Source organism: Nodosilinea sp. AN01ver1 (genome assembly GCF_050565655.1).
Classification (GTDB): Bacteria; Cyanobacteriota; Cyanobacteriia; order Phormidesmidales; family Phormidesmidaceae; genus Nodosilinea.
The window spans coordinates 49494-64991 of the sequence record NZ_JBNXVS010000011.1; the positions used below are offsets into that span (position 1 = coordinate 49494).

Consider the following 15498-nt stretch of genomic DNA (forward strand, 5'->3'; position numbering starts at 1 on the left):
GTTGTCTCAACCGGGCTTTTTGAATCACGCGCTCTCCGTACAGATGGACCTATTGATACATCCACTACCGAGTGGTAAATTAATACAAATGAACTACTTTGGTTTTGGCTATGAGTCTCTGTTGCTCAGAACGTTTGGTCTACGATTGCCTGAGACGATGGCACGCTCTTAATGGGTTTTATCCAACCATTCGCGAAATTGAGGAGGATCTGAAAATTTCTTCCAGATCTTTGGTTCAAAGTTTGCTAGCCAGATTAGAAAAAAAGGGATACATCGAGAAGCAGTACGGTAAGGCAAGGGCTATTCGCATCACATCTTTTGAACTGCCATTAAAGGGCGTCGTTCAAGCAGGCTATCTCACTGAGCATCCCGAAAGATTTGAGCAGGTGCGCTTGGAGGGCAAGCGTTATAAAGAGGGTGACTATGCTCTAAAAATCAGTGGCGATAGCATGGTGGATGCTCAAATTTTTGATGGCGACATCGTCGTCATGCAGCTTACTGAGGATGCTTGGGCCATTTCCCACGGTCGGATTAGTGTGATTTGGATTGAGGGCGAAGGGACTACTCTCAAGCGCGTTTACTACAGCGAAGGCGACAACCAGGTCACGCTCGAACCCGCCAACTTGGCTCACCCGACTCGCACCCTAGAGCGGTCTCAGGTCGGTGTGCAGGGCGTCATGGTGGGGCATCATCGCGATGATAATGGGTTGTGGTTGGCGGTAGCGCCTGCCTGAGTTGTTGATGGCGGATTGGCGGCGATCGCCCTGCCTTGACTACTCTCCCGGTTGCTCGACAGCTGGAACTGGCGATGAACCGTTGGGTAAAACCAGCTCTTGGAGCTGATTCTCCAAGGGTTCCACTAGCTCCTGGTCAACTTCGATGCCCGCATTCACCATAAACAGTTTAAAAGGCTCGTTCTGGCTAAGATATGCGGCGTAGCCCGATCGCAGGTAGAGGCTGTACTCGGGGCGGCGAGCCACGTAGCGCCCCACAAAGGCCAGACTCAGGGCATTCAGGTAGCGGTCAACCACTTCGGGAGCGGCCAGGGTTAGCCCCGGCAGAGAGAGCAGAAGGTTTGACAGCCCAGCGTCGAGGGCGGAGAGGTCTACGTGGGCCTGTCCTTCGATTAGCGCCAGCGATCGGCTCTCGGTGGTGTACCAGGGAAAGGTGCGAAACTGCTCAAACACTGCCGGAGTTGCGGGGTCGTGGCTGCCCGCGATCACCATGACTGGGACCTTGACCGCCGCCAACCCCTCAGGCCCAAAGACACTGCTGTTGACCGGGTTGACCAGCAGCACTGAGTTAATGCGCGGGTCGCGAAAGCTGTAGGGCTGCCGGGGCAGCTCTAGCGCCTGACACTGCAGCAGCAGCGATGTATTGAGATAGATAAAACTGCGGCTGCACACCTCCTGCAGGTAGTCGAAGTTAAGCTCGGCCCCGGCTACGGCCAGCGCTGTGTAGCCCCCAAATGAGTGGCCCCCCACACCGACCTGCTCCAGGTTGAGGCGACCGTCAAACTCGGTGGAGTTAAGCCGCTCCAGCTCGTCGAGCACAAAGGTAATGTCGAGGGGGCGATCGATAAATTCTTGTAGCTCAAACACGTTAGCGCTCAGGCCCATCTGAAACTCAGCTACCTGCTGGGTGTCGCTGCCGGGGTGCTGCGGCAGCACCACCACAATGCCGTGAGACGCCAGGTGGCTAGCCCACTGGTGCCGCGCCTCAGGGCTAGACGATAGCCCGTGGGAAAACACCATCACCGGGGCCTGTCCGCGCCACTGACGCGGGCGCACCACATCCATATAGAGCTGGCGCTGGCGCTGGGTATCGGTCAGGTTGAAGCGCTGAATCTGCACCTGGGCCGGGCCGGGAGCCGTGAGGTCGGCTAGATTGGCGTAGTCGATGGGCGACTCTTGAGCCGACGCCTGGGTCGTTAGCTCGGCCAGCTGAATGATGGAGTCGTTGGTGGCTTTGACAACGCCCTCCACGGCGTCGGCCACAGCCAGAGCATCCCTGACGTTGATCTGCATGTCGGTGGGCAGCGATCGCACCACGTTAATGGCCGACAGCCCCTCCGGCGAAGTAGCCGCCTGAATCAGCGCCGCCCGCAGGGCCAGCTTGCCGTTGTCGCCCACCCGCGTTTGCAGAATGGCCCCCACCTGCTCCAGCAGCTCTTCGCCCAGGTTGCTGTAGAGAAAGCGCGACAGCAGCACCCCATCGACCTCCAGGGGGCGATCGAGGTTTTGGCGCAGCTGCTCAACCTCGGCCTCGGTGAGACCAACCAGATTGACATAGGAGGCCAGGTCGTCAGTGAGCTGCCCGGTTTCAACCAGCGTCTCCAGCGATCGCGTGCTCACCGATCGCTCAGCCAGACCGTAGCGAAAAAAAATCGCCTCCGCCGCCTGTACCGGCAGCCCCACCAGCAGCGTCGCTCCCAGACTGAGTCCGCCCAGTGCCAGTGCCTGCCGCCCTACCCCTTGCCAGGTCATACCATCACCCTAAAAAATTTCCCCTCCGCTCCCTGAACGAAGTCGTTTGTCCTGTGGACAAGCTTCGCCAACGCGCTAGCATCTCCTGTAGAGAGAAAGGGACTAGAACACGCCCACCCCCTTCGACTCCGCTCAGGGACCATCACCCACCCATCCACCCATCCACTCATCTACTGAGTCCGCCAGTCGGCATCTAACGACCGCAGCCGGTGCAAAACCACCATATTTGGGCCGACCACCGGGTTACGAGCCACCACCAGGCCCTCGGGGTCGCGCAGCTGCAGGGTACCAAAGTTGAGCCCCTGGGCCTGGGCAAAGATATCTTGGGCAATCTCGTTTTGCTGGGTGGCCAGCAGGCCGTACCAGGCTTCGGCCACGTTCACGTCTAGCGTATTCTCCGGCAGGTTCACCTCTACCGACTGAATCAGCCCCGCCCCATAGGAGCGGCTGATGCGGCTGACCCGGCTTTGAATGTCGGCAATCAGGTTTTGCTCGGGGGTGGGTTCGACCACAGGCGCGGGTTCAGCCGCCGAGTCCAAGCCTGAATCCACCGCTGGCTCTTCAGGGAAGTAGGGTTCAATCGGTGAGGCCGGTGCTTCTGCCGCAGTACCGGGCTCTGCGGCTACCTGGTCGCCCCGACCCGCGCCCAGCGGGTTCCACAGGGCCAAAAACAGCATCAGCAGACCCAGGGCAATGGCGGTGAGCACGCCGTCGGAGAGCTGGCGCTGCAGGTCGGGGGGCAGCTGCGATCGCACCCACCGCAAGCCTTTCTTCCACAGCCTGACGCCGTCGGCCAGCACCAGCAGCAGTTGATCGACCACACCCAGTTCTTTTGGCTGGTAGGGAATGCCGGTATCGGCCCAAACATCTTCGGCTGGGGCGATCGGGCGCGGGGGTTGGCCGCTGGTAGCCGGGTCGGGTCGGCGGCCCCGGTCGATGTAGGTGGGCTCGGGCTCAGGCGTTGGCACCGGCAGCGGATCTTCCACATCCTGCAGGTCGCTGTCGGTCCAGGGCTCAGCGTTGGAGGTGTCGGGGCGATTCTCCTGCGGAGAGGCTGCGCCAACGCCGCTTTGGGCCTCAGGCTCGCGCCCAGGGCCACCCCTCGCCTTGCCTGAGGTGCGGTAGTCCACTATCGGCTCCAGCTCGCCAGGCGCGTCTCCATCCCCCCTAACCACAGCCCCATCGGTTGCGTCAACGGCTTCCCCAGCCGCTTCAGACCCAGTCGCTGGCGGCGATAGCGTGGGTTCATCCTCTGCCCCACCGGAGTCACGCGGGGGCGGAATGGGCGGAATTTCGGGAGGAAAGTTGGGGTCTTGGGGTCTCATGGGTTAGCCCACCTAGCCACGGCTGCCGATACGCTGCGGAACAGCCCCTGGGGGCCTATCCCTCTCAATACTGCCACGTTTCCTCAAAATCTTAGGGTAGAACTCTGGTGCAAAATCAGGCGATTGCCGTCGGGGTCGCAGACGTAGACCTCGCGACCGTGGGAAGCCGTCAGCACCGGACCGGGAGGCGGATAGCCAAGATTGGTCAGGTGCGCGATCGCCGCCGTCAGATCCACCACCTCCAGACACAGGCTCATCGCCCCGCTGGTAGAGGCCTTAAAGCGATCGGCCTGGTCAGCCCTGGGCCTAAAAATCGCCAGCCGCAGCCCCGGTAGCCGAAACTCAGCATAGCGATCGCGCTGGTAAAGCTCTGCCCCCTGACCCAGCAGGGCACCGTAAAAGGCGACTAAATCTTCAAACCGTTCACTGGCCAGGGTAATGAAGGCACTGGTGCAATTCAGGGAGCCGTTTGTCAAAGCAATCTCTGCCACTAGGCGATCGATTTATGGACAAGGTGTGATGGTGGGCATTGCCCACCCTACGCTGCCATCCACCCATTCACTCACTCACCCATCCACCCATCCACCCACTTACCCATCCACCCATCCACTCCCCTAATCCATCTCCCACTCCGCCGCATACTGCAGCATCAGCGGCGGCAGGTGCAGCTCTTTGGGCGTTTTACAGCGAGCCTCAAAGACCGCCAAAATGTCTTTTACCCCAGGGTTGCCCTTGCTGTTGCCGGTAATGCCGCTGGCAATGACCACGGCGCAGGCCCCGCTGCAGTCGCTTTGCCACTGGTTCCAGCGCTCCAGCAGGTGGCGATCGGCGCTGCCGTTGGTTTCGTACTCAGCAAACAGATGCAGTTCGCTATCGCCGGTCTGCAGCAGACCCAGCTCAAAGGCCTCGCCGCTAAAGGGGTCGCTGCCGGGGTTAAAGCACACCGCCCGCACGCCCTGGGCCTGCTGCAGCTGCTGAATTAGGATCTTGGCCTTGGGCCGCGAGGTTTGAATCAGCACCACCGGCAAATCGGAAGCAGCAGCGGCCCCATTCAGAGCCTTTGGCCACTCCTGGGCATGAAACGTCACGGTGGGGTCGCGGTGCAGGGCGTCGAGCATCTGCCGCTGAAACTGAGTGAGGATGATGATGGCCCCTTCGGGCACGTAGTCGTCGCGCAGCACCGGAAAGTTGACCAGGCCGGTGGGGCCGATCGCTTCGTCCAGGGCCTCGTCGGTTTCGGCGGCCAGTTCCTCCGTGACCTCAGGCAGGGTTTGCACGGTCACTTTCAGCACCGACCCGCCGCTATTTTTCTGCGGATTAGGAATTTTGTAGCTGCTTTTGAGGGCTTTGAGGGAGGGCTTTTCGAGCTGGGCGCGGTAGCGGGTGACAAAGCGCCCAATGGCCTCCATCGCCACCAAAAAAGTTGCCCCCTCTTCGTCGGCCAGCTGGCTGCGCATGCCCTCCAGGGGGTGAATGCTGCCAAAGTCGGGCTGCACAGCCTCTGGAGCCGTCCCGAGCCAGCTCGCAGGCTGAAACCCGGTATCAAAGGGTTCATCGTCAAACAGTTCAAAGTTGAGAAACAGGCAGTCCTGCTCTAAGAACGCTTCCTGCATTTGCTTGGGCGACTGCTGCCCCATCAGCACCCGCTGGCGAAACTGCTTTAGCGAGTCGAGCGAGCGATACATCAGCAGGCCGTACTCCACGCCGCCCATGCCCAGCATCGACACGTAGAGGGTGTCGATATCCCAGGCGTTGAGTTCGACCGCCAGCACCTGCTGCTCATTGAGACTATTCCAGGGGGCCAGCTCCCAGATTTCCATCGCCTTGTCAATCATGGCCTCGGCGTAGCGGGGGGGCAGCTCGGCCTCGGTCATCTCGGCGGACTGCTGCAGGGCGTTGAACAGCTCGTCGATCAGGGGGAGCTCGGGGGCGTAGTCGATCGCAATGTCGAGCCCTTGCAGGGCACCGCGCAGGTAAAACTGAATCTCGCGATCGCTGACCACAATCTTTTGCGGCCTGGCCGGGGCCAGGTTGCCCTGGGGCGACTCGATCGCCTGCAGCAGCGTGCGCACCACAGGCTCGTAGCCGCAGGTGGTGGGCACAATGGTCAGCCCCCGCACCGCGCCGTGGCTGCTATCGACCCAGAGAATACAGTCGCTGCTTTCGGTATGGCGCTGTCTGAGGCCGCCCTCGTCATCCATCAATCCGCCCACCGAACGGCGATCGCCCTCCCACACGCTGGCCACGCGAGGCAGCCGCTTCAGGCGATCTAGGGTGATGCGGTTCAGTCGGGTCATGGGCTAAGGGTAACCAGGTCGTAGTAAAACAGGGGTCGCGAAACCAGAATAGTAGAAACAGGCGGTGAGCTGTTGCCGACTGACTTTGGGGAGTTGGCTAACGCTAGAGCGCAGCTGTGGTCAGCATAGACAAGTTTAATCGCCAAACGCCTGCGTTGCCCGTGGGCTTTTAGGCGATCGCAGGTTCGACGTGACGATCCTTGACCCGAGGATTAGCGGTTTGAGGGCCATTCGCTGGTTCGGCAAAGTCCTCAACGGCTGCTATAAACTATAGAAATTCTGGGCGATAACGACTAAGCCCAGACGGCGAAAGTGTTAGATTTCAAAACAATTTGGGCGGTCCTGCTCTGGTTAGGGGCGAGTCTGCTTATCATGAGGGTATGTTGTCGCACTAAAACTACAAGGTTGCAATGGCCCAAGCCACTGAACAAACCCGAGGAATCTTAATGTCAGAGACGGCCCTGCGGCACGTCCAGGCACTTCAGCAGCAGCAGGGCAACAAAGAGCTTTGCCTGCGGGTGGGGGTGCGCCAGGGGGGCTGTTCTGGCATGTCCTACACCATGGATTTTGAAGACCCGGCCAACATTAACGAACACGACGAAGTCTACGACTACGACGGCTTTCGCGTGATCTGCGATAAAAAGAGCCTGCTGTACCTCTACGGCCTCATGCTCGACTACAGCGACGCGCTGATTGGCGGTGGCTTTCAGTTCACCAATCCCAATGCGGTGCAAACCTGCGGCTGCGGCAAATCCTTCGGGGCGTAGTTGCGGTTTGCGGTGCGCGGTGTATGGTGCACGGTTCGCCGTAGATCGCAGACCCTCTTCCCCATTCGTATCCCGTCTAGCGACCATTCGTGGTTAGCTAGATCTCGGCCATGACATTGATCGACCATGACTCAAACCGTAGAAGCCCTGTTTGATGAGGGCATCGAGCGCTACAAAAAAGGCGAAGACCCGGCTGAGCTAATTCCGGTGTTCAAAGAGGTGTGCGATCGCGCCCCTAAGAGTGCGGCTGCCTGGGCCTGCCTGGCCTGGCTCTACCTGCTCACCGACAAGCCCAACGCCGGCCTCAAAGCCGCCCAAAAAGCCGTCAAGCTCAACCCCCAAGACCCTCAGGGCCGGGTCAATTTGGCGGTAGCCATGCTCGATGCCGGTAAGCCCGGCGTGCGCGAGCATGTTGAAATTGCCGGGCAGGTGATGACTGTCGCCGACGATCTCAAAAAAGAAGTCATGGACAGCATCGACGACGGTCTCACCCGCAAACCCGACTGGAAGAGTCTGGCCCGCGTCAAGCAGTGGCTGGAGTAGGGTGGTGCCGCAGAAACCGGGTTTCTTGGTTGCGATCGCTGGCTAGCAGTGAACTAGCGCAGCAGAAACCCGGTTTCTCACTCTCAACTACTGCCCGTACCAGGACTGTCGCCACTGCTTCATCTGGTCGATTTCGGCCTGTTGGGAAGCGATAATTTCGTCGGCTAAGGTCAGCAGTTCGGGGCGAGTGGTCTTGACCCTCAAATCCTCCGCCATCTTCACCGCCCCCTCATGGTGAGGAATCATGGCGTCGATAAAGCGCTGATCAAACTCGTCATCGGCCTTACCCAGATCTATATCCATGCGCATGGCGGCAAGCATGTCTTCGCTCATGGGCATGTCGTGGTTCATTTCGGCGTGGTACATCATGGGCACAGTAGGGGCATCGGGGTACCAGGCCGCCCGCCATTCCTGCATTTGAGCAATTTCGACCTGCTGAGCCGCGATAATGTTTTCGGCCAGCTGGCGAATTTCAGGCCGCTGCGAGTGGGCCAGGGCTGCTTCGGCCATCACCAGCGCCCCCTCGTGGTGGGGAATCATGCCGTCGATAAAGCGCAGATCGTAGGTGGCATCGGCGGGGCCAAGATCCATCTGGTGCCCTGCACTGTGGTCGACGTGCATGCTGTCGCTGTCGGCCACGTCTCCGGCTGAGTGACCGGTGTGCATAGCGTCCATTGTGCTGCTGCCGCAAGCCGTCAGCGGCACCAGCGCAGCAAGGGCAAAAACCGTAGCTAGAGAGCGATTGAGGCGCATAGTCAGTATCCAAACCGTGTTACCCATCTAGGGTACACACTCTAGTGGACTAGAGCGTCAAGGGATGCGATCGCCTTTGGCGAGAGGTTTAGATTGTCATCTCAGCAGGCAAATCTTGAGCTTAAAGAGTCACAGCCGACAGAATAGTGACGCAATCATATTATTAAGTTTTTGTTACGAGAATGAGAGGGGCGATCGCGCCTTACTGTAAATTTTGTTAACAAAGCCGAGCCAGGTTTATTTCAAATTGTGTCACCTGATCGCCCTAATCCTTATCTGGCAAGGTTTTCTGATACAAACATGAAAGACATACTTGATTTTGCTTTCGTTACGAAATATTTCCTATACAATCCCTAGAGTTTGCCTGTGGTGCGTTCTGGTCAGTGCTGCTGATCCTGCCCTCACGGCCTTTCACTACCCCAGCCTTAGCCGCGAAAGGAGTTTTACTGCATGTTCACCCACGTCAAGCCCACTGTGCGCCACATTGCCCCCGACGATCTGAACGGGCGGCGTCTGGTTAAGGTGGTCTATGTGGTTCTAGAGCCTCAATACCAGAGCTCTCTGTCTGCCGCCATTCGGTCGATCAACGCTAGCAACTCTCAAGTGGCCTTCGAAGTCAACGGCTACCTGATCGAAGAACTGCGCGACGCCAACAACTACGCAGCATTTAAGCAAGATGTCGCCGAGGCCAACGTGTTTATCGCCTCGCTCATCTTTATTGAAGACCTGGCCGATAAGGTGGTCGAGGCCGTCGCCCCCGTGCGCGACCAGCTCGACGTGGCCGTCTGCTTCCCCTCTATGCCCCAGGTGATGCGCCTCAACAAAATGGGCAGCTTCTCGATGGCCCAGCTGGGCCAGTCGAAGAGCATGATTGCCTCCTTTATGAAAAAGCGGAAGGAGAAGTCGGGCGCAGGCTTCCAAGACGCCATGCTGAAGCTGCTGCGCACGCTGCCCACGGTGCTCAAGTACCTGCCGGTGGAAAAGGCCCAGGATGCCCGCAACTTCATGCTCAGCTTCCAGTACTGGCTGGGCGGGTCGCCCGAGAACCTGGAAAACTTCTTTCTCATGCTGGCCGATCGCTACGTGATCACCGACAGCCAGATCGAGGGTGCGCCCCAGACCGAAAGCCTCGACTACCAGGAGCCCGTCACCTACCCCGACATGGGCATCTGGCACCCCATGGCCCCGCAGATGTTTGAGGACATCAAGGAGTACCTCAACTGGCACAGCTCCCGCCGCGACATTTCTGAAGATCTCAGAGATCCTCTGGCTCCTACCATTGGCCTGGTGCTCCAGCGCACCCACCTGGTGACGGGCGACGAGGCCCACTACGTGGCCATGGTGCAGGAGTTTGAGTACCTGGGCGCGAAGGTGATCCCCGTGTTTGCGGGCGGGCTCGATTTCTCCAAACCCGTCGATGCCTTCTTCTTTGACCCGGTGGATAGGGATCGAGCGATCGTCGATGCCGTGGTTTCCCTCACTGGCTTTGCCCTGGTGGGTGGCCCCGCCCGGCAGGATCACCCCAAGGCGATCGAAACCCTGAAGCGGCTCAACCGCCCCTACATGGTGGCGCTGCCCCTGGTCTTCCAAACCACCGAGGAGTGGGAAGACAGCGACCTGGGCCTGCACCCGATCCAGGTGGCGCTACAGATGGCGATCCCCGAGCTGGATGGGGCGATCGAGCCAATTGTGCTCTCAGGTCGCGACGGATTAACTGGCCGCGCTATCTCCCTACAGGATCGGATCGAATCGATCACCCAGCGGGCGATGAAGTGGGCCAATCTGCGCCGCAAGCCCAAGCTCGACAAAAAGCTGGCCATCACCGTGTTCAGCTTCCCCCCCGACAAGGGCAATGTGGGCACCGCCGCCTACCTGGATGTGTTCGGCTCCATTTACAAAGTGCTGGAGGCGATGAAGCAGAACGGCTACGACGTGCAGGATCTGCCCGAGTCGCCCGAAGCTCTGCTGCAGGAAGTCATCCACGACGCCCAGGCCCAGTACAGCAGCCCCGAACTCAACATCGCCTACCGCATGCCGGTGCGCGAGTACCAGGCCCTCACCCCCTACGCCGAACGACTCGAAGAAAACTGGGGGCCACCGCCGGGCAACCTCAACACCGACGGCGAGAACATGCTGGTCTACGGCAAGGCCTTTGGCAATGTGTTCATCGGCGTGCAGCCCACCTTTGGCTACGAGGGCGACCCGATGCGGCTGCTGTTCTCCCGCTCCGCCAGCCCCCACCACGGCTTCGCCGCTTACTACACCTTTTTGAACAAAATTTGGGGTGCCGACGCGGTGCTGCACTTTGGCACCCACGGCTCGCTGGAGTTTATGCCCGGTAAGCAGATGGGCATGTCGGGCACCTGCTACCCCGACAACCTGATCGGCAGCATCCCCAACCTGTATTACTACGCGGCGAATAATCCTTCCGAGGCCACAATCGCCAAGCGCCGGGGCTACGCCGAAACCATCAGCTACCTCACCCCCCCCGCCGAAAACGCGGGCCTGTACAAGGGGCTGAAGGAACTCAGCGAGCTGATCGGCTCCTACCAGGGCAACAAGGAGAGCGGTCGAGCGGTGCAGATCGTCAACGCGATCATCGAAACGGCGCGGGTCTGCAACCTCGATCGGGATGTGGCGCTGCCCGAGGGTGATACCGGGGAGCTTTCCAACGAGGAACGCGACAATCTGGTGGGCAAAATCTACATCAAGCTGATGGAGATTGAGTCGCGGCTGCTGCCCTGCGGTCTGCACGTGGTGGGCAAGCCGCCCACGGCTGAAGAGGCGATCGCAACGCTGGTCAACATCGGCAGCCTCGATCGCGAAGAAGACGGCATCAAGAGCCTGCAGCGGATCATCGCCGAGAGCCTGGGTCGCGATATTGATGAGATCTACGGGAACAGCGATCGCGGCCACCTCGCTGATGTCCAACTCCTCTACGACATCAACCAGGGTGTTCGTGCCGCCGTCTCCGCCCTCGTCCACGAGCAGATCGACGCCGAAGGGCGCGTCTCTATGGTGTCGCGGCTCAACTTCCTCAATATTGGCCGCAAAGAACCCTGGATTCGCGCTCTCCACGAGGCGGGCTACAAAAACGTGGATGGTGAGGCCATCAAGCCCCTAATGGAGTACCTGGAGTTCTGCCTGGAGCAGGTCTGCGCCGACAACGAACTGGGTGGCCTGCTCCAGGCCCTCGAAGGCGAATACGTGCTGCCCGGCCCCGGCGGCGACCCGATTCGCAACCCCGACGTACTGCCCACGGGCAAAAACATCCACGCCCTCGATCCCCAGTCCATCCCCACCACCGCTGCGGTGCAGTCGGCCAAAATCGTGGTGGATAGGTTGCTAGAGCGCCAGCGGCAGGAAAACGGCGGGGCCTACCCCGAAACCATTGCCACCGTGCTTTGGGGCACCGACAACATCAAGACCTACGGCGAATCCCTTGCCCAGATGATGTGGTTTGTGGGTGTCAAGCCCGTGCCCGATTCCCTGGGCCGGGTGAACAAGCTGGAGCTGCTGTCCCTCGAAGAGCTGGGTCGCCCCCGCATCGACATCGTGGTCAACTGCTCTGGGGTGTTCCGCGATCTGTTCATCAACCAGATGGCGTTGTTGGATCGCGCCGTCAAAATGGCCGCTGAAGCCGACGAGCCGTTGGAGATGAACTTTGTGCGCAAGCACGCCCTGGAGCAGGCGGCGGAGATGGGGCTTTCGGTGCGCGAAGCCGCCACTCGCATCTTCTCCAATGCCTCCGGCTCCTACTCCTCCAACATCAACCTGGCGGTGGAGAACAGCACCTGGGAGAACGAGGCCGAACTCCAGGAGATGTACCTGAAGCGCAAGTCCTTTGCCTTCAACTCCGATAACCCCGGCGTCATGGACAGCAACCGGGGCCTGTTTGAGTCGGCCCTCAAAACTGCCGAGGCCACCTTCCAAAACCTGGATTCGTCGGAGATCTCCCTCACCGACGTGTCGCACTACTTCGACTCAGACCCCACCAAACTGGTGGCCAGCCTGCGCGAAGACGGCAAAGCCCCGGCAGCCTACATTGCCGACACCACCACCGCCAACGCCCAGGTGCGCACCCTGTCAGAAACCGTTCGGCTCGACGCCCGCACCAAGATGCTCAACCCCAAGTGGTACGAGGGCATGCTCTCCCACGGCTACGAGGGCGTGCGCGAGCTGTCGAAGCGCCTGGTCAACACCATGGGCTGGTCGGCTACCGCTGGCGCGGTCGATAACTGGGTCTACGAAGATGTCAACACCACCTTCATTCAAGACCCGGAGATGTGCAAGCGCCTGATGGATCTCAACCCCAACTCCTTCCGCCGTATGGTTTCGACCCTGCTGGAGGTGAACGGGCGCGGCTACTGGGAAACCAGCGACGAAAACCTGGAGAAGCTGCAAGAGCTGTACCAGGAAGTTGAAGACCGCATTGAAGGGGTAGAGTAGTCTCTACTGTTGAGCTAATCCAATGTTTGCAAAGCCAGGATTTTTAGAGAATCCTGGCTTTTTTACTTGCCCTTTAGTTTTTAAGGGATAGGACGTCTAAATTTGCGCTAGAGCAGCCTGGCCAGGGTGGCGGCGGTGCCCGATTCGTAGAGCTGGTGCAGGTGCTGCGTCACCGTTTCCGCAAATCGCGACGACTGGGGCAAGTCGCCAAAGATCCCGGTCAGGTTGAGCAACGAGGATGGATCTTCACGACCCGATCGCGCCCGTTCTATCAGCGTATCGGCCATGGGGTCATCAATGGGCATCGCCTGACCGTGATCATCGGTACCGTTGAGGTAGCGAAACCAGGCGGCAATGGTGAGACTCAGGTAGTCAATGGCACCCTGCTGCTTCAGCACGTCCCGCACAGAGCCGAGGGCAAACTTGGGAAGCTTATCGGAGCTGTTGAGGCACAAGCGGGCTAGCTGGTCGCAAATCTTCGGATTCGAGAACCGTTCTACCAGCGTTTGTTTGTACTCCCGGATGTCGACGCCAGGGACGGGGCGCAGGGTGGGGGTGACTTCATCCATCAGGTGCGCGATCGCCTGGCGAATCTGGTCATCGGCCATCGCTTCGTGGGCGTAGGTGTAGCCCTTGAGGGAGCCGAGGTAGCCCAGCAGCAGGTGGCTGGCGTTCAGCAGCCGGATTTTCATCATTTCGTAGGGGTGTACGTCGTCGGTCATCTGCACACCCACGCTTTCCAGGTCGGGGCGATCGTTGCAAAAGCGGTCTTCGACTACCCACTGGGTGAAGGGTTCCGCCACCACGGGCCAGGCATCGTCGATGTCGAACTGGTCGGCCACCATCGCCAGGTCGCCGGGGGTAGTGGCCGGGGTAATGCGGTCCACCATGCAGTTGGGGAAGGCAACGTTTTCAGCAATCCACTGGCCCAGGTCGGGGTTTTGGTGCTGGGCGAAGGTGGTCAGCATGCGGCCCACCATGTCGCCATTGCCCTGGATGTTGTCGCAGGAGAGCAGGGTAAAGGGCGCGATGCCCTGCTGCCGCCGCCGCTTCAGCGCTGCGGTGAGGAAGCCGTAGACGCCGTAGGGCTGCTCGGGATTTTGCAAGTCGTGCTGGATCGTTGGGTGATTCACATCAAACTCGCCCGTGCCCTCGACGACGTAGTAGCCGCCTTCGGTGATGGTCAGGGTGACGATGCGGCACTGGGGGTCGGCCAGGGTGGCGATTACGGCCTCCCGGTCATCCGGCGCGAACAGGTACTGGGTGATAGAGCCGATCACGCGGGCATCGTCTCCAGCCGGGGAGCGCTCCACCAGCGTGTACAGACAGTCCTGGGCATGCAGGGCATCGCGCATTTTCTGGTCAAACTCCAGCAGGCCGACGCCGCAGATGGCCCAGTCGCTGCCGGGGTTTTGCTCCAGGTAGTTGTCCATATAGAGGGCCTGGTGGGCGCGGTGAAAGCCGCCCACGCCAATGTGGACAATGCCGGGGGTGACGGCGCTGCGATCGTACCGGGGCACTCGCACCGAGCTGGGCAACTGGGAGAGGTTGCGCTCAGTCAGCTTGACGAGGGATTTGGTTGGGTTGGGGTTGCTGTTCATAGGTCTGCTCTAGCGGTGCTTCAGTGTGCTGTAACAATTCAGGATGGTCTTGCAGCGTGAGGTGATGGCGCTCGGCTTTGGGAATGGCCAGCCCGGAGGGGTCGAACAGGTGGCACAGATCGCCGTTGATCGAGAGGGGTACGCGATCGCGCACTTTGGCCCGACTGTTACCATCGGTCTGCACGATAAAGGTGTCGCCGCCAGCGATCTTGACGTAGAGGTAGGTTTCGCCGCCGAGGCGCTCGACCACCAGCACTTCGCCCATCAGGGTGGGGTTGTTGGCGTCAATGCGGAGGTGCTCAGGGCGAATGCCCAGGGTGGCGCGATCGCCCGCCGATAGAGAGCGGGGCTGCACCGGCACGGTCACGGTGGCATCGCCGGGCAGCCGCACGGTGGTGCCCGAATCCTGCACGCCCACGGTCTGCACCCCCATAAAGTTCATCTTGGGCGAGCCGATGAACCCGGCCACAAACAGGTTGCGGGGATGGTGGTACAGCTCCAGGGGTGACCCCACCTGCTCGACTACGCCGCCCTGGAGCACCACAATTTTGTCGGCCAGGGTCATGGCTTCCACCTGGTCGTGGGTGACGTAGATCATGGTCGACTGCAGGCTTTCGTGCAGGCCCGACAGCTCGATGCGCATCTGCACCCGCAGGGCCGCATCCAGGTTAGATAGGGGTTCGTCAAATAGGAACACCTTCGGATTGCGGACGAGGGCACGACCGATTGCCACCCGCTGCCGTTGCCCACCGGAGAGGGCCTTGGGCTTGCGATCGAGCAGCGGTTCGAGCTGCAAAATGCGCGCTACATCCCGCGCCCGCTCCATGCGTCGTTCTTTGGAAACTCCCGCCAGGCGCAAGCTAAAGGCCATGTTTTCGGCCACGGTCATGTGCGGGTAGAGGGCGTAGGTCTGGAACACCATCGCCAGGCCTCGCTTGTCGGGGGGCACGTCGTTCATGCGCTCGCCATCGACCAGCAGGTCGCCGGAGGTAATGTCTTCCAGCCCCGCAATCATGCGCAGCAGAGTGGATTTGCCGCAGCCGGAGGGGCCGACAAAGACGACGAACTCCTGGTCGTTGATGTCGAGATCAACGCCTTTGATCACCTCGTGATCGACGTAGGTTTTATGGATGTCTCTTAACGTGACGGTTGACATAGGTGGCTCACCTTACTAAGTGAAAAAGCTAAACAGATTGCTGTAGGTTGGGTGAAACGGAGTGGAACCCAACATGGGTCTGGGTTTGTTGGGTTACGCTGGCGCTTCACCCAACCTACGG

11 protein-coding genes are annotated in these 15498 nt (G+C 60.0%); 4 read left to right on the forward strand and 7 right to left on the reverse strand.

Annotated elements, in window-relative coordinates; translation table 11 throughout:
- Positions 1-110: 110 nt before the first annotated feature.
- Positions 111-734, forward strand: a complete 624-nt coding sequence (gene lexA / locus ACQ4N7_RS11250) for a transcriptional repressor LexA (protein ID WP_430711697.1) — start codon at positions 111-113, stop codon at positions 732-734.
- A gap of 39 nt (positions 735-773) precedes the next feature.
- Here lexA and ACQ4N7_RS11255 read toward each other — a convergent pair whose 3' ends face one another.
- The 4 genes from ACQ4N7_RS11255 to ACQ4N7_RS11270 form a co-directional block, all read right to left on the reverse strand.
- Positions 774-2486, reverse strand: coding sequence for an alpha/beta hydrolase (locus ACQ4N7_RS11255; protein ID WP_430711698.1), 1713 nt, complete (start codon positions 2484-2486; stop codon positions 774-776).
- 170 nt (positions 2487-2656) lie between these two features.
- Positions 2657-3811 carry a hypothetical protein gene (locus ACQ4N7_RS11260; protein ID WP_430711699.1) on the reverse strand — a complete coding sequence of 385 codons (1155 nt, stop codon included), beginning with the start codon at positions 3809-3811 and terminating at the stop codon, positions 2657-2659.
- A gap of 83 nt (positions 3812-3894) precedes the next feature.
- Complete coding sequence (locus tag ACQ4N7_RS11265; protein WP_430711700.1) at positions 3895-4287, reverse strand: VOC family protein; 393 nt, start codon at positions 4285-4287, stop codon at positions 3895-3897.
- 138 nt (positions 4288-4425) lie between these two features.
- Positions 4426-6108, reverse strand: a complete 1683-nt coding sequence (locus tag ACQ4N7_RS11270) for a DUF6930 domain-containing protein (protein ID WP_430711701.1) — start codon at positions 6106-6108, stop codon at positions 4426-4428.
- Between the two features lie 410 nt (positions 6109-6518).
- Here ACQ4N7_RS11270 and ACQ4N7_RS11275 point away from each other — a divergent pair, with 410 nt between their 5' ends.
- Both ACQ4N7_RS11275 and ACQ4N7_RS11280 read left to right on the forward strand, forming a co-directional pair.
- Entirely contained in the window at positions 6519-6875 is a 357-nt protein-coding gene (locus tag ACQ4N7_RS11275) for a HesB/IscA family protein (protein WP_106869245.1), read from the forward strand.
- Positions 6876-7001: 126 nt separating this feature from the next.
- A complete protein-coding gene (locus tag ACQ4N7_RS11280; RefSeq protein ID WP_430711702.1) occupies positions 7002-7418 on the forward strand; it encodes a tetratricopeptide repeat protein in 417 nt (138 codons plus the stop codon).
- A gap of 87 nt (positions 7419-7505) precedes the next feature.
- On the opposite strand, the gene ACQ4N7_RS11285 is transcribed toward ACQ4N7_RS11280, so the two are convergent.
- Positions 7506-8171, reverse strand: coding sequence for a DUF305 domain-containing protein (locus tag ACQ4N7_RS11285; RefSeq protein WP_430711703.1), 666 nt, complete (start codon positions 8169-8171; stop codon positions 7506-7508).
- Positions 8172-8621: 450 nt separating this feature from the next.
- On the opposite strand from ACQ4N7_RS11285, the gene ACQ4N7_RS11290 reads away from it, so the two are divergent.
- Positions 8622-12620 carry a magnesium chelatase subunit H gene (locus ACQ4N7_RS11290; protein ID WP_430711704.1) on the forward strand — a complete coding sequence of 1333 codons (3999 nt, stop codon included), beginning with the start codon at positions 8622-8624 and terminating at the stop codon, positions 12618-12620.
- A 107-nt stretch (positions 12621-12727) separates the two neighbouring features.
- Here ACQ4N7_RS11290 and ACQ4N7_RS11295 read toward each other — a convergent pair whose 3' ends face one another.
- Together ACQ4N7_RS11295 and ACQ4N7_RS11300 are read right to left on the reverse strand one after the other, a co-directional pair.
- Positions 12728-14221 (reverse strand): mannitol dehydrogenase family protein, encoded by a 1494-nt coding sequence (locus ACQ4N7_RS11295; protein WP_430711705.1) that lies wholly within the window; start codon positions 14219-14221, stop codon positions 12728-12730.
- On the reverse strand, positions 14175-15377 hold the full coding sequence (locus ACQ4N7_RS11300; RefSeq protein ID WP_430711706.1) for an ABC transporter ATP-binding protein: 1203 nt from the start codon (positions 15375-15377) through the stop codon (positions 14175-14177). The genes ACQ4N7_RS11295 and ACQ4N7_RS11300 overlap by 47 nt, the downstream gene beginning before the upstream one ends.
- Between the last annotated feature and the right edge of the window lie 121 nt (positions 15378-15498).